Genomic DNA, 18567 nt, shown 5'->3' with positions numbered 1-18567 from the left:
GGGGGGTACGCCCGACACTCCTGTCGGGCGCTGTAGGGCGGCTCAACTCTGATGCGTCAGGGAATCGCCACCGTCTGGTGCGTGCGGCCGGCCTCGAGCACCGCCAGTGCGATCGCCAGCGCCTTCTGCCCGCGCTCGCCGCCTGCCAGCGGCTCGGTCCCGTCCTGCACGCATTGGACGAAGTGCGCGATCTGCTGGTCGAACCAGTCCTGGCCGCCACTGGGCTCGAAGGGTACGGCTTCCTCGCTGTTGTCGGGGTTGACCACGAACAGGTTGGCGCCCTCGTTACCCTTCGGGAAGCGCAGGGCGCCTCCCGGACCGATGACATCGTGCCACGGAGCGGAGGTGCAGCTCGGCCCCGGCATGCCCCACGACCAACTGCGCACCAGCTCATCGCCCGAGCGGAAGTGGATGACGGCGCTGCCGGTGTCCAGGGCGGTGGAGTGCTCGCTGAAGGTCATCAGGCTGCCCATCGCCCATTCCGCCTCGCCGAAGATCGAGCGGGCAAAGTCGTAGTCATGCACGAGGCCGTCAATGAACGGGCCGCCGCCCTTCTCGCCGTCCACGAACCAGCGCAGGAAGGGCACGCGGATGGCCGAGGTGTTGCGCCACAGTACGGGCCGCCCGATGCGACCGCTGGCAATGATCTCCCGCAGCTTGAGCCACTCGGTGGAGTAGTGCCGCACGAAGCCGATCATGAAGCGCACATCGGCGGTCGCGCAGGCCTCCGTCATCCGCACGGCGTCCTCCATCTTCAGGGCGATGGGCTTCTCGCACAGCACGTGCTTGCCCGCCGCGGCCGCCGCGCAGACCACCTCGGCGTGCAGGAACGTGGGCACGCACACGATGACGGCGTCCACTTCCGGCAGAGCGAGCATCTCATGGTAGTCGGCCACCCACTTGGCGGCGCCGTACTTCTCGGCCTTCTCGCGGGCGGAGTCGAGGTTCACGTCGGCCCCGCACACGAACTGCGCGTCGGGCAGCTTTGCCAGACCTGCCAAATGACTCTCGCTGATGCGGCCACAACCCACGACGCCAAAACCGATCTTGCTCATGTCAGTGCTCCTCAGATTGCCGCCATCTGCCCCGGCGGCTGTCACGCGCCGCAGGCGCGCCTATTTGCGAATGCTCACCCGCTTGAGGGTGAGATACTCTTCGAGGCTGTAGGTCGAGCGGTCCAGCCCCACGCCGCTTTGCTTGAGGCCGCTGTGGGGCAGGTGCACCCCGAAGTGCGGCTCGTTGATGCAGATGCTTCCTGCTTGCAGGCCCTCGGCCGCGCGCAGCGCCGTACTCAGGTCTTGGGTGAAGACATAGGCGGCCAGGCCGTAGGTTGTGGCGTTGCCCATCGCCACCATGTCGTCGGCGTCGGTGGTGCGAATGACCGGCAGGATCGGGCCGAAGATCTCCTGGTTGGCGATCTTCATGTCCATGCGGACATCGCGCAGGATCGTCGGCTCCACATAGTACCCGCGCGCGGGCTGCTCGGGACGCCGACCGCCGCACACGATCTGTGCGCCCTCGGCCACGGCCTCCTGCACGAGCGCCAGCATGTGGTCGCGCGCCCCCGGGGTCATCAGCGGTCCCATCAGCGGGCGGTCGCTCTTGCCGCTGCCGAGCGTGAACTGCGCGGCGCGCTCTGCCGCCAGCTTCAGGAACTCCTCGTACACCGCCTCATGCACCAACGCCCGGTTGGGGGCCACGCAGACCTGCCCGGTGTTGCTGAACTTCAGGTTCACGATCCGCACCGCCGCGTCGGCCAGGTCGGCGTCCGGGTAGACCAGCGCCGGGGCATTCCCGCCCAGCTCGAGCGAGAAGTGCTTGATGGTCGTGGCCGCCGTGTTCATGAGCTTCACGCCCGAGGCCGTCGAGCCGATCATCGTGATGAGCGAGGGGACCGGGCTCTGCAGCAGCGCATCGCCCGTGGCTCGGTCATCGCACGCCACGACATTGACGACGCCCGCCGGCACGCCCGCCTCGGCCAGCAACTCCCCGACCGCCAGCGTCGCCAGCGGCGTGTGCTGCGAGGGCTTGATGACCGCCGTGCAGCCGGAGGCCAGCACGGGGCCCAGCTTGTAGCCCAGGTTCAGCAGCGGGTAGTTCCACGCCAGGAAGCCCACGACGACACCCAGCGGTTGGCGCAGCGTGTAGTGCAGGAAGCGGCCAGTCGGGTCGGGTATCACATCCTGCCGCAGGCGCTCGGCTTCCTCGATGAAGTACCGCAGCGACCCGATCAGACAGGTCACCTCGTACGAGGCGACGTCGCAGGTCTTGCCGGCCTCGCGCACCAGCAGGCCGGCCAGGCGCTCCCGCTCGCGCTCAAGCAGGTCGGTGAGGCGCAGGACGGCGGCCTTGCGCTCGGCGTGCGGAGCCTGCGCCCAGGAGGCAAAGGCCCCCTGTGCGGCGGCAAGGGCTGCCTGCATGGTGGCCACGCCGGCGTTGGCCACCTGCGCGATGGTCTCTTCGGTGGCGGGGTCCACGACCGCGAAGGTGCGGCCGGTGGTCACGCGCTCACCGTTGATCAGCAGTGCTACGACATCGTTCGGCATAGGTCTTCCTCCACGGAACAGACTACTCGGCCCGGTACTTGCGCACGGCGTCGTGGTTGAGCTTCAGGCCCAGCCCCGGGCGGGTGGGCACGGCATAGTGGCCGTCCTGCACCAGCAGCGGCTCGTCGGTCAGCTCATGCCGCCACGGCACGTCGGTCAGTTGGTGCTCCATGATGAGCAGGTTGGGGATGGTGAGGCAGAGCTGCACCGAGGCGGCGGTGGCCACCGGCCCCACCATGTCGTGCGGCGCCATCGGCACATAGTACGTGTCGGCCAGGGCGGCGATCTTCTTCATCTCCAGGAGGCCGCCGCTGCTGGCGACATCGGGCATGATGATATGGGCGGCGCCGCGTTCCAGTATCTCGCGGAACTCAAAGCGCGTCGCGAGCGCCTCGCCCAGGCACAGCGGCACGGGTAGCTCGCTCGCCAGCTTCGCCAGCGCCGGGGCGCTGGCCGAGGGCGTGGGGTCTTCGAGCCACATCAGCCCGTACGGCTCCAGCGCCCGCCCCAGCCGCAGGGCCGAGGGGACATCGAAAGCCCAGTGGCAGTCCAGGGCGAGGTCCACATCCGGGCCGAGGCGCTCGCGGATGGCCGCGACGCTGGCGGCGACCTGGCGGATCTCGGCGTTGGTGATGTGCCGGCCCAGGTCGGCGCCGTGGCAGCGGATGAGCGCTGGGCGCTCGCCCAGGTACAGGAAGTCGTCAATGTCCAGCTTGAGCGCCGTCAGGCCGGTGGCGACGGCCGCTTCGGCCTTGTCGCCATAGGCCTCCGGGGTCGGGTCCGCGCCGCGGAAGAACCCGTCGGCGTACACGCGCACCCGGCCATGGCACGCGCCACCGAGCAACTGGTAGATGGGCAGCCCGGCCACCTGTCCCAGGATGTCCCACAGGGCGATCTCGATGCCGCTGAGCGCCGCCATGCCTGCCCCGCGCCGGAAGCACCGCTCCCACAGGCGCTCGATCTGCAGCGGGTTCTCGTCCCGCAGCCAACCACCGATCTGCACGACCGACTCCATCACCCCGGTGGCCTGGAAAGCCAGCGCCTCCCCTACCCCCACGATGCCCTCGTCGGTGTAGACCTCGACGAACACCATCGGGAAGCGCGGCCAGTGCCGCCCCTTGACTGCCAGCGCCTTCACGTCTGTGATCTTCATGCAACTTGCCGCCTTTGCGTCGTCATTGGCACCCGGTCGGGGTCGGTGACCCCTCCTACACAGTCTGCAGGACGGGGGTACGCCCGACACTCCTGTCGGGCGACGGGGCGATGCGCCCGACAAGAGTGTCGGGCGTACCAGCGAGGCCCCGTCCTACGCCTCTTCGCCGTCCGGCAGCGCCACCCCTCGCTCGTGCAGGAAGCGAATCGTCTCGGCATATGTCGGGATGCCGCGCCGGCCGCCAAGCTTGGTGCATTTGAGCGCCGAGGCCGCCGCGGCGAACTGCGCCGTCTGGCGCAGGTCCCAGCCGTGCAACTGCCCCACGAGATACGCGCCGTGGAATACGTCGCCCGCGCCGGTCGTGTCGAGGACCTCGACCGCGAAGGCAGGTGTGTGAAATGCCTCGTCGCCGGTGAAGGTGAAGCTGCCGGCCTCGCCGTGGGTCTCCACGACCACTTGCGGCCCATGGGCCAGCACCGCCGGTCCGGCCCGCTCCAGGTCCGTCTCGCCGGTCAGTGCCCGGCAGAAGCCGTTGCCGCAGACGAGGATGTCCACATGCCGGAGCAACTCCAGCGTCGGGGCCGGGACGGTGAGGTCATCGGTGCGGCGGCAGTCCATGCAGACGCGGCCGCCGGCCTCGTGCATCCACTGGGCCGCCTGCAGCGCGCAGTCGTGGTAGAAGCCGTCGAGGTGCAGGAAGCGGGCCGAGGTGATGTAGGCCCGGTCCAGCGCCGCCATCGGCAGAGGCGTCGTGTGCAGACCCGCCAGCGCGGAGAACAGGCGCTCGCCGCTCTGCGCGTGGACATAGACACCGACCACTTGCCGCTCGGGGCTGTCCACGGGCACGAGGTGGCTCAGGTCCACGCCGTAGTCCGCCAGGAAGCGGGTCTTCAGCTCGCCCACGAGGTCGTTGCCGACAGTGCCGATGAAGCCCACCCGCGCGCTCAGCCGAGAGGCGGCCACGCAGGCGGTGCCCACCGGCCCACCGCCATCGAGCCCGAAGTCGCTCATCCCCTGAGGCGTGTCCCAGGTGGGCATGTCGCCCATTCGCATCAGCACGTCGAGCGTGGCCAGGCCCAGCCCGACGATGTCCAGATTGGCCATGCTTGCGTCACTACTCCACGATGATGGGTTGCAGATCGAGGAACTCGCAGGCCCGGGTCAACGCCGCGACCTGGTCGCCGTGCATCATGCTGGCATGGTGCACGAAGCCCTCCTCCACGAGCGTGCGGTACAGGTGGGCGTGGTCGCGGACCTCCACCCAGCTCCATGTCCCGGCGAGGGTCTCATCCGAGGGGATGATCTCCCCCCGCGCAATGAGCATCTTCCAGTCGCCATCATACTCCGCCATCCGGCAGAAGGTCACGGGGCCGGGCTGGAGCTGGAACTGGTACAGGCCGGCCTTCGGGTCGCCGGGGGCAATCGGCTCGGCGCCGGTCATGTCCGCCCGCGACCGCAGGGCCACCTCGGCCGGGTTGCGCGCCAGGCACACCGGCGCATTGCCGCAATGCCACGCCAGCAGGCGGTTGGGGTCGTCACGGTGCTGGATCGTCCAGTCCACGAAGTGCGGCAGCCGCTCTCCGAGGGACGCCTGGTACTGGGCGAGCATCGAGAGCGCGCCCATCACATCCGCCTCGCAGGCCGTGAGCAGATGCCGCCCGGTCAGCCGCCCGAACAGCGCACACAGGGAGATGCCGTACTCACTTTGGATGCTGTGCCAGCACTGCATGGTCATGACCGAGAGGCCCTGGCGCTGCCAGAACGCCGCCAGCGCCGCCTCCAGCTTCGCGGCCTTGAGCACGTAGTCATCGGCCACCGTGAGCGCCGCGATGGTGCGGCGCATGTCGGCTACGATCTCCTGCACCGCCGGGTCGCCATCCGCCAGGCCGCGCGCCTCGGTCAGCAGGTCAACCAGGTTGGCGTAGATCACGTTCTGGCCGAACTTGCGCGCCATGGCGATCTCATCATAGGCCACGGTCTCGAAGGTCTGCGGCCGCACCCCGACCTGCCCGATGCGGGCATAGCGCAGGCCCTTGGCGACGGCGACGGCCTGCACGAAGGCCTGCGCTTCAGCCCGCAAGCCCGGCTCAGCGGGGAAGAACACCCCCGCGAAGCGGAACGGCAGGCGGCGGCGGTGCAGCCCGGCGGCCATGGAGAGGTTCCCGCAGTACGAGTCCGACACCCGCAGCAGGCCCGGGCCGGGCGCTCCCGGTGGCTCCTTGGTGGCGTACAGCAGCACCGGCACGCGCAGCTTCTCGGCCACCTTCGCCGCCGACCGCTCATCGCCGAAGTCCAGCGGACATAGCACGAGGCCGTCCACGCGCTCGCGGGCGAAGAAGTCCGCGACGGCATCGGCCTCGTCGAGCGTGTGCACGGCGCCATAGGCCGTGGCGCCGGTGGCGGGGTCGGGCGCGGCCTCGGCCGGGGCGACCGAGGGAGCCACGACGCGCACACCGGGGAGCTGCGCGAAGGCCTGCAGACTCTCGCGGCGCATCTGCTCCGTCCAGTCGCTCCAGCGCCGATAGGACGGCACGAAGCCGAGGGTGATTGAGACTGTCATGGGAGACTCCTGTCGAGGCCGGGCCAGAAGCGCGGCGGGTCACGGTCCGGGAGCGCGCGGCCCGGTACTGGAGGTAGTGTACGCCGCGCGGGGCGGGTTCTCCTCCGTGTGTAGGTCGCTTCATGTGCGCGACGGCGAGGAGGAGGACCACCCCCTCAGGGCGAAGCCGGCCGTTCTGGGGCGCGATGCGCCGCCCCTGCGGCAACCCGAAGGAGGGAGCCTCACCCCATGAAGACCGTAGCACTCCCGCTGGTGCTGTTGCTGATCGTGGCCTCACTCGGCCTCGCCCAGGACGCCGACGAGGTGGAAGCGGACCACAGCGTCAACAGCACCTTCGTCACGACCCACACCGACTGGGCGACCCCCTATGCCCTCGGCAAGGCGCGCGTGCTGTTCTTCCTCAACGGCCGGGGCACGGCGGCGCGCGAGGTCATCGAGCTGAAGCAGCGCTTCGACTTCGAGCCGCAGATGGTCTTCTGGGGACGCCTCGTGGACACCACCAGGGACGACTGGCACGGGGGCGAGCATGGCCTGCGCCGCATGACGCGCCTGCTCGCGCAGAAATGGGATGCCTTCGTGTTCATGGGTGTCTCACCCGAGCTGATGCCCGTAGACCAGCAGTACGCGATGATCGAGGCCGTGACCGAGGGCGCCGGGCTGGTGCTCGTCAGCACTGATGACAAGCGCCTCCTCAAGGAGAAGAACCGGCTGGCGCAGTTGCCCGCGTTTCTGGGCGACGTGCCCGACGCGCTTGCCTTCGCTGTCCTGAAGGGCCGGGGGGTGCGGATCACCCGGACGCCGACCATCGAGTACCGTCCGGGCTGGGAGGTCGCCTATGACGAGTGGGACATGGGTGTGGGCAAGGCGATCCTGTGGGCAGCGGGCAAAGAGCCGCAGGTCCGGCTCAAGCTGTCCATGCCGGCAACCACCGTGGACCGCCGCCAGGCGGCGCGGAACCCCCTGACCATAGCCGCCGAGGGCTTGCCGGCCGGGGCCGGTGTCAGCATGCGGGTGCGGCTGCGCCGCGACGATGGCTGGACACAGGACTTCCCGCTGCCCGCCGGGATGCTCGCCGCGGGAGCGAAGGTCAACCTCTCCGTCTTGCCGGCCGGGAACTACTTCTGCGATGTGATCGCCCGCACCGGGAAGAGCGTGGCGGCCTTCGGCGCGCTGCCGTTCACAGTCACCAGCACCCAGTCCGTCGGCGGCGTGAAGCTCGAGCGCGACTGGGGCGAGATCGGCGATACGCTCTCTGGTGTAGTGACACTGGCCGGTGACGCGCCGACGGCCGGCCAGACCGTCGTGGTGAGTCTGCTCGACCGCCGGGGCCGCGAGTTGGTGCGGCAGGCTATTCCCGCGCAGCCTGAGACCCCCTTTGCCGTCAAGCTCGAGCCGTGGATGCCGATGCTGGTGACGGTGCGTGCGGCCCTTGTCGAGGCGGCGGCTCCGGGCTGGCAGCACGAGGTCGCTTCGGCCTGGCAGTTCGCCCATGTCGTCAAGCGCCATCGCGGTCAGTTCAACTTCGTCATGTGGGACACTCCCCGCGGGAATCTCGCGCCGGTCGCCGAAGAGAGCCTGGCCCGCAACAGCGTCACCTTGCAGTTGGGCGGCGGCACGCCCCCGCCGTACCTCGCCGCCCAGGACATTGCCTGGATCCCCTACACCACCGACATCGCCAACCGCCGAGACGAACAGGGAGTGATGAAGCCCTCCTGTTGGAACGATGAGGCCGCGATCCAGGCGCGCGTGGACGAGGTCGTGCAGAAGCACCTGCCCGCGCGCCAGCACGGCGTGTTCGTCTACTCGCTGGGCGATGAGATCGCGGTGCGCGGCTCGTGCCTCAGTCCGCAGTGCCTCGCCGCCTACCAGCGCTACTTGCAGGACCAGTACAAGGACATCGCGGCACTGAACGCCTCGTGGGGCAGCCAGTACGCGAGCTTCGACCAGGTGCAACTGAGCACGCCGACTGACAACGAGGAGGCGGAGGCCCTGCAGTCCGGCAACTTCCCGCGCTGGTACGACCGGCAGGCCTACCAGTCCTACAACTTCTGCAAGCTGTGCGAGCGCTTCGGCAAGGGCTTCCGCACCATTGACCCGCAGAGCCGTTGCGGCTTCGAGGGCGCTGGCACCTTCACCAGCGCCGACGACCTCGATGGCTTCGTGCGCTACAACACCTTCTGGTCGCCGTATCCGGGCACGGCCGATGAGGTGCTGCGTTCCATCGCCCCGCGTGACTTCCCGCGCGCCAACTGGATGGGCTACACCAAAGACGCCGACTCGCTGCTGGAGAAGTACTGGCGGATGGTCACGCGCGGGTGTGATGCCGTGTGGTGGTGGCGCTGGGAAGTCATTGGCCGCTTCCACGGCTGGCTGGCCCCGAGCCTCGACCCCTATCCCGCCGTGCAGGAGATCCTGCGCGACACCCAGATCGTGCGCGACGGCCTCGGCGACCTGCTGCTGCAGTCCGACATGCAGACCGATGGCATCGGCATCCTGTACTCCCAGCCTTCGGCATATGCCGCCAAGGTGCAGTCGTCGCCCAGCTACGGCGGCTACGAGGCCAACCACGCCGCCTGCCATGCCGCGCTGCGGGAGCTGGGGCTCAACTTCCGTTACTTCACCGACCGGCAGATGCGCCTGGGTGAGGTGGACCTGAGTAAGTTCAAGGCCATCATCCTGCCGCTGACGCAGGCCATGGGGGCCCAGGAGGCTCAGCTCTTCCGCCAGTACGTGCAGAATGGCGGCACACTGATCGCCGACGTGCGCCCGGCCATCTATGACGGGCATGTCAAGCCGCTGACAGCCGGGCAACTGGATGATGCCTTCGGGATCAAGCGCACGGGCACGTCCGAGGCCGCCCTCGCCGACGGGCAGATCGGCGACCTGTCCGTCGAGAAGGTTCGCGCGGATCCCGGCGTCGAGGCGGCCGGAGCGCAACCGGCCGGCGCTGCCGGCAAGGCTCCCCTGTGGCTGACCAACAGCTTCGGCAAGGGGCGGACGCTGCTGCTCAACCTGGCGCTCGCGAGCTACCCCAAGCTCGGCGTCGAGACCACGCCCGAGCGGGCAGCCAGCCTGCTCCGCACCGCCCTGGAACAGGCGACAGTGAAGCCGGCGCTCGACCTGTGCGACGCCCAGGGCCGCCGCCTGCGGAACGTCGAAGTCACGCGCTGGGCGAACGGCCCGGTGCAGATCGTCTCGATCTTCCGCCACGGCGGCGCCGCCGACCAGGCAATCATACGGCTGCCGCAGCCACGGGTTGTCTACGACCTCAAGGGCCGTCGCAGCCTGGGCAAGCAGTCGTCCTTCACGGTGACGCTCACGCCGTCCCGGGCGCAGTTCTTCGCTTTCGCGGCGGAGCCACTCAAGCCCGTGACGCTCAAGGCCGCTCCGGCCGCCGTGCGGGGCAGCGTGCAGCGGGTACGGCTGGCGACCGTGCTGCCGCAGGGGCGGCAGGCGGTGAAGGTGACGGTGAAGCTCCCGAACGGGCAGAGCGCCGACTGGGCAGCCCGCGTGGCCCTGGTGGACGCGCAGGGCGCGACGGTGGATGTGCCCGTGGCCTACAACGATCCCGCAGGCACGTGGAGTGTCAGCGCGACGGACCTGTATACCGGCCAGACCTCGACCGCGCAATTCAGCGTGAAGTAGGTGGTAAGCATGAGGCACTGCAGCGCCGTGATACTGCTGCTCGCGCTGGCCCGGCCGGTCCCGGCCACCGACAGCTACCCGATCAATGTCTATCCGTGCCCGAAGGTCGGCGGGGCACAGGCCCCCGCCCTGCGGCTCGACGGCAAGCTCGATGACGCCGCCTGGCAGCAGGCCCCGCTGGTCGGAGGTTTCGTCCACTACGAGTCGGGGCAGACCGCCGACCCCCAGACGTTCTTCCGCGTACTGTGGGATGACGACAACCTCTACTTCGGCCTCACGTGCGATGAACCGCTGATGGCTAAGGTCACCCCGGTGCGCAACGCCCACGATGAGCATGACATCTTCCGCAGCGAGACCGTCGAGGTCTTCATCGAGCCCGAGCACACGCATGGTCGCTACTACCAACTGGCCTTCAGCGTCGCCGGCAGCCTCTACGACGGCGAGGGCATGACGACCACGTGGGACAGCAACGCGCAGGTGAAGACATGGGCGGGCACGGACGGCTGGTCGGCTGAGATGGCCGTGCCGTGGGGACCGATGAAGGCCCGACCACGCGTAGGCCAGATCGTGGGCTTCAACATCAGCCGCGACCGCAACGTCGGCGCGCAGGCCTGCACTACCTGGGCGCGTGTGGACACCACCCTCGGCTTCCACGACCCCGAGCGCTTCGCCCACCTCGTGCTGTCAGGGACGCCGGAGATCATCGGCAAGCTGTCGGCGGACTTCCGCAAGGGCGGACGCACCGGCCCCATCGCAGTGTACAGCGCTGAGGGCTTCGCGCAGACCAGCTACGCCCAACTGGCCACGGCGGCGTTCGCCGAGGTCGAGAGGCTGCTCGCTTCCCTCGACGCCGCGCGCCAGAAGGAGAAGGACCCGGCGGCCGCCGCCGAGGTCAAGCGACGACTGGACGACTACGCGGCCCGTCTGGCAGCCATGAGGACGACAGCCGGGTCGTTGGACGCGGCGCAGTGGACGCGGCTGGACCTGGCCCTCCAGAGCCTGGCGACGACGCTGCAGAAGACCGTCGGGGAAGCGCGCCTGAAGGCGCTGCTGGATCGCATCTGAGGAGGGGCGCCATGACCACCCATCGCCTGGCTGAAGTACCGTGTCGCCCGAATGCGCTCCGTCACCCATTAGCGCGGGCGGCCCCGCCCGCGCGCGAGGGGAAAGGGCAGGCGAGGCCGCCCGCCCTACAGGGGCAGACCGGTCTCTCGCGGGACGCAGCACTGGCCATCTGCCTCGCCCTGCTGCTGTGCAGCCTGCTGCCGGCGCAGGTGCTCGTCTCGGACTCCGGTGTGCAGACCATCACCATCGGTCCCGGGGCCCCCGCCCACACGGTCGGCCTGGAGGGCGTGCGACAGATCATCACGCTCGACACCGGCAAGCGGACCTACGGCCTGCGCTACGGGGTCGCGCGCGACGCGAAGCGGCCCGGAGTGGCCATCCCCGGTGAGGGCTACATCGGCATGCCGCAGCCGGTGGACTGCAACTGGTACGCGGGCGGCTTCTTCGATCTGCAGCTCAACGGGCAGAGCATCGGCAGTACGCCGATCCACTCGCTGACCGGGCGCAGTTCCGGGGACCGCGGGACCGCTGACTTCGTCTTCGACACGCCCCTCGCGCTGGTGCGCATCCGTTTCGTGGCCCTGGCCGGCGGCGACTGCCTGTACGCGCAGGTACTGCTGGAGCCCCGGCAGACGCTCACCTCCGTCCGCGTCGTCACCCGTTGCTACCCGTCGGCGTATGTCAGTGACTCCGACCGCCACGTCTGCACACCCACACGGGACCTGAAGCAGGGCCAGCGGGCAGAGCTGGACCTCGCGAGCGAATGGTGGACGTTCTACTACGACAGCCTCTATGACGCAGGCTACGTCGGGACGACACAGAAGGGCGCCGGGCCGTGCGCGATGTTGTGGCTACCCGAGCAGACCGTCAAGGCGGGCTTCTCCGTGGGCAGCTATGGCACCGACACGGCCTTCGACCTCCAGCCGACACTGCGGGATTTCCGGTTCATCTTCTTCGACGACGCCGGCGTCAAGAACGAGGCCGCCCGAGCTGATCTGCAGGCCCGGGGGACGGCGCTGCGGCAGGAGCTGGCAGCCTTCGCCTTCACTGATCCCGTCCTGACGGCCTGGCCGTTGGCGCAGAAGCAGGCCGACGTGCAGCGCTTCCTCGCGCTGGTGCCCGATGACAGGGAGGCCGCCGCGCGCTACCAGGGCTGGGGTGAGGAGCTGACCAAGCTGCTGGCGCTGGTGCAGGGGGGCCCGGCGGGAGCGATCATGGCCGAGGCCAACGCGGCCCGCATCATCAGCGAATGGGAGCGGGGCCTGCCGATGCTCAGGCTGAAGGCCCTGCTGAACCGGATCTGACGCGCGCAGGCTCTGTGGGGCGACGCTGTACGGCCAGGGCACCTCGTCGGGCGCGGGGACGTTTACAGAACCGTCGCCATGGGGTAGACTGGCGCGGGCGTCCACGCCTATCATCTCACCTACCATAGGGGAGTCTGCACTGCAAATCCAGATCGAGGGCCTCAGCAAGACCTACGAGGGCGGGGTGCGCGCCCTCAAATCCCTGACGATGGACTTCGGTGACGGTGTCTTCGCCCTCCTGGGGCCCAACGGCTCGGGGAAGACGACCTTCATGCGCATCCTGGCGACGCTGCTGGAGCCCACCGCGGGCACGGCGAAGGTCAATGGCCTGGACGTGCGCCACGACCGCGCGGCCATCCGCCGCTTCCTGGGCTATCTCCCGCAGGATTTCGGCTTCTACCCGGGCCTGACCGTGGCCGAGCAGCTTGACTACCTGGCGCTGCTGTCCGATGTCGCGCAGGCCGGGGAGCGCCAGCAGATCGTGGACCGGGTCCTGCACCAGGTCAACATGCAGGGCTTCCGCGACCGCTACGTGGACAAGCTCTCCGGCGGCATGAAGCAGCGGGTCGGCATCGCCGCCGCCCTCCTCGTGTCCCCCCAGTTGCTCATCATTGACGAGCCCACCGCCGGCCTGGACCCCGAGGAACGCATTCGCATTCGCAGCCTGCTGGCCGAGCTCGGGCACGACCGCGTCATCATCGTGTCCACCCACATCGTCGCCGACGTGGAGGCCACCGCCGACCAACTGGTGATCCTCTGGCAGGGCGAGTTGCTGCGCAAGGGCACCGTCGAGGGCCTCATAGACGACACCCGGGGCAAGGTCTGGAGCATTGACGTCGAGGTGGACGAGATCCCGCGCCTGAAGGCCGCCTACACCTTCACCGGCGTGTTCCGCGGCGCCCACGGTGTCGCCATCCGTCTACTGGCCGATGAGGTGGACCACCCGCGAGCGGTGTCGGTCGAGCCGACGCTCGAGGATGCCTACATTGGCATCATCGAGGCCGCCCGCGCCCGCGCGGGAGCCGACTCAGCCGCCTAGGTCGGGCCCCAACAACCCACGGAGTAACGTAGCCGTCATGGCCGTAGCAGCACCCCCAACCGACAGGACGCAGAGCGTCGCCGGCGCGACAGGACTGGACTGGAGCGCCTGGCGCGCGTGGCTGCGCTATGAGTTCCTGGTCCCCCGCCGCTCGCGGCTCGGGTGGGCGCTGCTGGTCCTGTGCGGCTGCGCCGGGGTCATCGCGGGGCTCGGCTCCGGCCTGGGCCCCTCGCTGGCCGCGTACCGGGCCTGGCGCCTCGGAGTGCTGCTCGTCGGCTTCGCGGCCCTGCCGCTGATGGCCGTCGCGGCGCGTCTGGACGCGATGTCGGGGGCCGTGGACAGCATCGAGTCCCGTCCCCAGCCCGCCGTCAGCCGCCTGCTGGTCCGCTTCCTGGGCAGCTTCGCGTTCGTGCTGCTGGCCTACGCCGTGCTGATCGTCGCGGCCTGGCTGGCGCAGCTCTTCGTGGGCGGCCCGCTTCCTGCCGGCAGCGGCAGCCGCTTCTCGCTGGGCGCGCCCGTGCATGCCTTCACGGCGGGCCTGCCGGCACTGCTCTACGTGAGCGCCCTGGCCTACTGTGTCACGGTGCTGTGTCCCAACCTGCTGTCGGTCGCGATCGTCGCGCTGTACTGGCTGCTGATCCTGCTGGGCCGCGACTACCTCTCCCGCATCTTCGACTTCGCCCTGACCCAGAACGCCGTGCCCTACTTGGTGCTCACGGCGGGTCTGCTGGCCCTGACGATGCAGGTGACGCGCTGGCGCGGACGCGTTACTCGCCCGTGGTCGCCGCCGCTGGCCGGGGCCGCGGCCGGGTGCTTGCTGCTGGGGCTGATCTCCGCGCACGCCCTGGTCATGGGCCGCCACGACCCCCCCTTCCATCCCAAGCCGCTGGCCCAGGCGATGGCCGGCCAGTCCATCCGCAACCAGGTGCTGCCCGGCTTCTGGCTACCCGACCAGTACGGCCGGCGCACGGGCCTGCACGACCTCGGCCCGGCCCCGCTGGTGATCGCCTTCTGGTCACCCGCGCGCCCGGAGTCGGCGGCGGTGCTGGCCAACCTGCAGACGCTGCACCTGCAGTACGGCCCCCGGGGCCTGCGCGTGGCCGCCATTTGCCTGGCGGACGACTGGTCGGTCGCCCGCCGCGTGGCGCGCGAGCGCGGCTACCGCTTCCCGATGCTGACCGATACCGGCTGCCACTGGGCCGAGAAGCTGGGCGACTCCGCGCCGTTGGCCGAGGCCTACGAGCTGTCGGACCTGCCGACTGTGTTCCTGGCCGATGACGAGCGCCGCGTGGTACTGCACTGGAATGGCCTGCCGGCCGGAGTGTGGGAGGGGCTGGTGCAGAAGCTGACGCCGCTACTGCCGCCGCAGGGCCAGGGGGCGGGGCCCCGTGGCTAACTCCCCCGCCCGCCGCTATTCGCCCGATCTGCTGCGCTACAACGCACGGCTGGTGGTGCTCAACAGCTACTGGCTGTTCGTGGTGCCGCTGGTGGCGAGCCAGCTCATGCTGTTTTGGCACATGGCGATGAAATCGCTGACCGAGGGCAACGCCGCCTTCGTGGCCCGGACGACCGAACTGGCGGCGCCGCTGTTCGCCGCCTTCCTGTGCGCCCATGTCCTGGCCCCCGAGTACCGCAACCGCCTCGAGGACATCGTCTTCTCGCGTCCTGTCCCGTTCGCGCGGACGGTCCTGGCGCGCCTGGTGACGATGTATCTCTTCCTCGCCGCCCTCATCGCCGTGATGCTGCTGGTCTATCGCGTCGGCCTGAAGTCGGACTACGACTTGTCCGCGGTCGTCCTGGCGGGGCTGCCGTCGGTGTTCTTCCTGTCCATGCTCAGCCTGGCTGTCGCCGCCGTCTGGCATAGCCCGGTCGTGGGCTTCGCCGTGGCCGGGGCGGTCTGGGCGGGGGATGCCCTGCTGGGCACGGCCCTCAATCCGCTGCTGACGCTCCACGCCTACGCCAACAAGCTGGCCGAAGTGCCGGCCGCCGGGGATGATCTACTCGCGAGCAAGGCGTTGCTGTGCCTGGGCGGGGCGGTGCTGGCGTGGATCGCTGCCCGCGCGGTGGGGCGTCCAGCCAGCCCGGTCAAGTGGCGCTCGATCGCCCGCACCGCAGTGGCGGTGGGGCTGGGGCTGCTGCTGTACGTGGGGTCGGGGGTTGCGGTCCGCATGCAGCAACTGGTCGCGCTGGAGTCCGACCGCACGGCACTGCCTGACCTGCGCCTGGCCCACCAGCAGGTCTTCGCGGCCTACGGCCGCGTGCCGGTGGCCTACCTCTTCGGGCCCGCCTACGCCAACTACATCGGCTACCCAGTCCGTCGCGACTTCCTGGAGAGGGAGCGCGTCAAGGGCCTCCAGCACAAGGTGGACCAGCTCCGGACGGTGGCCTTCACCTACCCGGAGAGCCCCTGGGCCGACAACGCCTACTACGAGCTGATCCGCGCCGCGGCGCAGGTGGTGGACGACCGCAGGGCCCCGCAGGCCGGCCCGCAGGGCGAGGTCATCAACCGCCGCTCCGCCCTGCAGTACGGCCACGAACTGCTGCGCAACTACCCCGCCAGTCCCTTCGGGCCGCTGGTGGCCGAGCGCATGCTCACGTTGGCCATGGCCATGGATGACGAGGGCGAGATGCGGTCGGCGTATGAGCTGCTGGTGACGACCTACGCGGCCGACCCGCTGGCCAGCGAGACCGCCAACAAGATGATGACCTTCTACGCCCAGCGGGGCCGCACGGACGAGGCGGCGGCCGCGGCCGAGACGGCGCTGCGGGCCATGGCTGCGGGCGGCGACCCGACGGCGCTCATCGGCATCGGCGACTTCCTGCGGTCCCTCGGCCGGCTGGAGATGGCGCGCCGGGCGTACCGGCAGGCGCTCACGTCCGCCCGGGCCGCTCGTGACGCGCTGCCAGTGGCCGCCGGTGACGACGAAGACGCGGCGCTCGACCAGATCCGGGCCCGGGGCAAGGTGCGGCGGGCGGAGAAGCAGGCCGAGGCCAAGCTGCGGGAGATCGGCGGCGCGCCGTGAGCGACATCTATCATGCGTAAGCCCCTGTTCCTCATCCTGGCGGTGCTGCTGGTGGTCTTCGCGGCCACCCACGTGCGACTGCACCGGCCGGCCGCCGCGCCACCGGGCGAGGTGAAGCTGCTGTGCGCCTCGGGGAGTGGCATCTACTGGGTGAGCCAGCCGGAGAACGGCCAGGCCACGTTGCTGCGCGCGGGGCGTGTGGGACGCGAGGGGCAGCCGGTCGCCACGGCTGTCGACATTCGCTCCGTGGCCGCCGCGGGCCGGGACATTGTCTACCTGACTGAGGACAAGCAGCCGAACTCCGGGCAACTGTGGCGCGCGGGCCGGGGGGGCGGCGCGCCCCAGAGCCTCGTGCAGGGCCTGAAGTCGCCTCAGGGGCTGCTGGTCACCGGCGACCGTCTCTACTGGGCTGAGACGCGGCCCTCCCCCACCCCGGGCATCGCCTGTGTGCCGGTGATGCAGCCCCTCAGCCTGATCTGCGCGGCCGACCGCAACGGCCAGGGCCGCACGCTGCTGGCGGTCTCGGAAAGTGCCGACACGCACTTCCCCGGCCGGTTGCTGGGCGAACGGGACGGGCGCGTGTACTGGCTGCAGCACTTCGGCCAGCAATATGGCCGGCCGACGATGACAGTCTCGCGAGCGCCCGTGGGGGGCGGGGTCGCCGAGGAGGTCGTGCGCGCCGAGGGCCTGCAGGAGGCCGTGCTCGCCCGCAACATGCTCTACTGGACGGCCCCGTCGGAGGAGATGAACCCGCCCATGGGGGGCCGGGTCGTGCGGTGCGTCCCGCCGGCCGGGGGCGAGCCGCGGACGCTGACGGACTGGATGCGCACCGATGGCCGCCTGATCCTGTTGCGGGGGCGGCCGCTGTATTGTGACACCGACACCGTCTGGCGCATCCCGTCGCGCCTGGGTGAGGCCCGGCCCATCGCGAAGGTCAAGGTGGTCCCCGACTGCCTGGCCGACTACGGCGGGGCGCTCTACAGCCGAATGGGTGAGGGCAAGGACAGCCGTCTGGTCCGCGCCCCGCTGACCCTCGCGGCGCGACTGCGCGGCCTGTTCGGGCCCTGAGGCACACCGGAAAGGATGCCGTAACGCGTGAAGCAACGAATGTCGCCGGCCCTGGCCGCCCTGGTGATCGTGCTCGCCTGCACGGTGGTGCTGGTCGGCTACTGGTACGGGCTGGTGCACGAGCCGAAGACTGACGCGGGCGGGGGACCGGGCGGGGGCGGCGGCATGCCCCCACCGCCGCTATCGGGCAACCCGGCCGTGCAGGTCAGCACCCTGGCCGGCAACGGTGAGAGTGGCCTGCAGGACGGCACGGGCGCCGAGGCGCGCTTCGACGGCCCCAACGCCCTGGCCCTCGGGCCCGGCGGCGTACTCATCGTGACCGACAGCCGCAACCACCGCCTGCGCCAGGTCAGCCCCGGCGGCGCGGTCATCACGCTCGCCGGCAGCGGCCCGACGGCCACTGTCGTGGGCGGCTTTCGGGATGGCCCGGCCGCCACCGCCCTGCTGTCGAACCCCTCAGGCGTGGCTGTGGCGCCCGATGGCGCCATCGTCTTCACCGACACCGGCAACCACCGGCTCCGCTATCTGCGGGCAGGGCAAGTGGGCACGCTGGCCGGGGGCGACACACCGACTGACGAGACCGGCCTGCCCACCGGCGGCTTTGCCGACGGCCCCGGCTCCACTGCCCGCTTCCGCTATCCGACCGGCCTGTGCCGCACTCCTGACGGGAGTCTGCTGGTGGTGGACTCGGGCAACCTCAAGCTGCGCCGGGTGACGCCCCAGGGAGTCACGAGCACCGTGGCCGATCTGTCCGCCGCCGGGGCCAAGGCGCCGTTCGGCCTCGCGCTCGCCGGGGGCACGGTGTACGTGACCGACCCCGGCACCGCCCGCGTCCTCGTCGTCAACGGAGCCTCCGTCGCGCCCCTGCCCGGCCTGGGGAACCCACCCTTCTGGAAGCTGCCGACGGGGATTGCTGTGGCCGGCGGCCTGATCTTCTCCGACGCCGGCGCCCACTGCCTCGTGGCCCGCCCCACTGGCCCGCAGACGCTCCTGGCCGGCGTCGTGGACGTGCAGAAGCCCAGTCCCGGGCTCAGTGACGGCAGTGGCGACCGCTGCGCCTTCGCCTGTCCCGCCGGCCTGGCCCTGGCGCCGGATGGCAAGCACCTCTACGTGGCCGACTTCGGCAACAACTGCGTCCGCCTCGTCACCCTCCCCTGAAGCAGC

13 protein-coding genes are annotated in these 18567 nt (G+C 70.1%); 8 read left to right on the top strand and 5 right to left on the bottom strand.

Features of this window, described 5'->3' with window-relative positions:
• Window positions 1-56: 56 nt before the first annotated feature.
• The 5 genes from LLH23_02810 to LLH23_02790 form a co-directional block, all read right to left on the bottom strand.
• Window positions 57-1055, bottom strand: a complete 999-nt coding sequence (locus tag LLH23_02810; protein MCE5237403.1) for a Gfo/Idh/MocA family oxidoreductase — start codon at window positions 1053-1055, stop codon at window positions 57-59.
• Window positions 1056-1115: 60 nt separating this feature from the next.
• Window positions 1116-2546, bottom strand: a complete 1431-nt coding sequence (locus LLH23_02805) for an aldehyde dehydrogenase family protein (protein ID MCE5237402.1) — start codon at window positions 2544-2546, stop codon at window positions 1116-1118.
• A gap of 22 nt (window positions 2547-2568) precedes the next feature.
• Window positions 2569-3699: a mandelate racemase/muconate lactonizing enzyme family protein gene (locus tag LLH23_02800; GenBank protein MCE5237401.1), complete on the bottom strand. Its 1131-nt coding sequence runs from the start codon at window positions 3697-3699 to the stop codon at window positions 2569-2571.
• A gap of 153 nt (window positions 3700-3852) precedes the next feature.
• Complete coding sequence (locus tag LLH23_02795; GenBank protein ID MCE5237400.1) at window positions 3853-4803, bottom strand: PfkB family carbohydrate kinase; 951 nt, start codon at window positions 4801-4803, stop codon at window positions 3853-3855.
• 10 nt (window positions 4804-4813) lie between these two features.
• A complete protein-coding gene (locus LLH23_02790; protein MCE5237399.1) occupies window positions 4814-6259 on the bottom strand; it encodes a hypothetical protein in 1446 nt (481 codons plus the stop codon).
• Window positions 6260-6487: 228 nt separating this feature from the next.
• Between LLH23_02790 and LLH23_02785 the strand changes: the two genes are divergently transcribed.
• From LLH23_02785 to LLH23_02750, 8 genes are all read left to right on the top strand, one after another.
• A complete protein-coding gene (locus tag LLH23_02785) occupies window positions 6488-9904 on the top strand; it encodes a beta-galactosidase (protein ID MCE5237398.1) in 3417 nt (1138 codons plus the stop codon).
• A 9-nt stretch (window positions 9905-9913) separates the two neighbouring features.
• Window positions 9914-10969, top strand: coding sequence for a carbohydrate-binding family 9-like protein (locus LLH23_02780; protein ID MCE5237397.1), 1056 nt, complete (start codon window positions 9914-9916; stop codon window positions 10967-10969).
• Between the two features lie 11 nt (window positions 10970-10980).
• The gene (locus tag LLH23_02775) at window positions 10981-12273 is read left to right on the top strand and encodes a hypothetical protein (protein ID MCE5237396.1); all 1293 of its coding nucleotides are present in this window, start codon (window positions 10981-10983) and stop codon (window positions 12271-12273) included.
• A gap of 184 nt (window positions 12274-12457) precedes the next feature.
• Window positions 12458-13312, top strand: a complete 855-nt coding sequence (locus LLH23_02770) for an ATP-binding cassette domain-containing protein (GenBank protein ID MCE5237395.1) — start codon at window positions 12458-12460, stop codon at window positions 13310-13312.
• Between the two features lie 37 nt (window positions 13313-13349).
• The gene (locus tag LLH23_02765; protein MCE5237394.1) at window positions 13350-14708 is read left to right on the top strand and encodes a redoxin domain-containing protein; all 1359 of its coding nucleotides are present in this window, start codon (window positions 13350-13352) and stop codon (window positions 14706-14708) included.
• Window positions 14701-16335, top strand: a complete 1635-nt coding sequence (locus tag LLH23_02760) for a hypothetical protein (protein ID MCE5237393.1) — start codon at window positions 14701-14703, stop codon at window positions 16333-16335. Before LLH23_02765 ends, LLH23_02760 begins: the two co-directional genes overlap by 8 nt.
• A gap of 12 nt (window positions 16336-16347) precedes the next feature.
• Window positions 16348-17403 (top strand): hypothetical protein, encoded by a 1056-nt coding sequence (locus tag LLH23_02755; protein MCE5237392.1) that lies wholly within the window; start codon window positions 16348-16350, stop codon window positions 17401-17403.
• 27 nt (window positions 17404-17430) lie between these two features.
• A complete protein-coding gene (locus LLH23_02750) occupies window positions 17431-18561 on the top strand; it encodes a hypothetical protein (protein MCE5237391.1) in 1131 nt (376 codons plus the stop codon).
• Window positions 18562-18567 lie beyond the last annotated feature (6 nt).

The organism is bacterium (assembly GCA_021372615.1).
GTDB lineage: Bacteria > Armatimonadota > Zipacnadia > Zipacnadales > UBA11051 > JAJFUB01.
Note: the sequence above shows the minus strand (reverse complement) of the source record. Positions and strands in the feature narration are given on the sequence as shown.

Excerpts from the sequence above, each read along its gene's own strand:
- LLH23_02775 (MCE5237396.1), top strand. The coding sequence starts at position 10,981 with ATGACCACCCATCGCCTGGCTGAAGTACCGTGTCGCCCGAATGCGCTC.
- LLH23_02795 (MCE5237400.1), bottom strand. The coding sequence starts at position 4,803 with ATGGCCAATCTGGACATCGTCGGGCTGGGCCTGGCCACGCTCGACGTG.
- LLH23_02790 (MCE5237399.1), bottom strand. The coding sequence starts at position 6,259 with ATGACAGTCTCAATCACCCTCGGCTTCGTGCCGTCCTATCGGCGCTGG.
- LLH23_02765 (MCE5237394.1), top strand. The coding sequence starts at position 13,350 with ATGGCCGTAGCAGCACCCCCAACCGACAGGACGCAGAGCGTCGCCGGC.
- LLH23_02810 (MCE5237403.1), bottom strand. The coding sequence starts at position 1,055 with ATGAGCAAGATCGGTTTTGGCGTCGTGGGTTGTGGCCGCATCAGCGAG.
- LLH23_02805 (MCE5237402.1), bottom strand. The coding sequence starts at position 2,546 with ATGCCGAACGATGTCGTAGCACTGCTGATCAACGGTGAGCGCGTGACC.
- LLH23_02780 (MCE5237397.1), top strand. The coding sequence starts at position 9,914 with ATGAGGCACTGCAGCGCCGTGATACTGCTGCTCGCGCTGGCCCGGCCG.
- LLH23_02755 (MCE5237392.1), top strand. The coding sequence starts at position 16,348 with ATGCGTAAGCCCCTGTTCCTCATCCTGGCGGTGCTGCTGGTGGTCTTC.
- LLH23_02785 (MCE5237398.1), top strand. The coding sequence starts at position 6,488 with ATGAAGACCGTAGCACTCCCGCTGGTGCTGTTGCTGATCGTGGCCTCA.
- LLH23_02800 (MCE5237401.1), bottom strand. The coding sequence starts at position 3,699 with ATGAAGATCACAGACGTGAAGGCGCTGGCAGTCAAGGGGCGGCACTGG.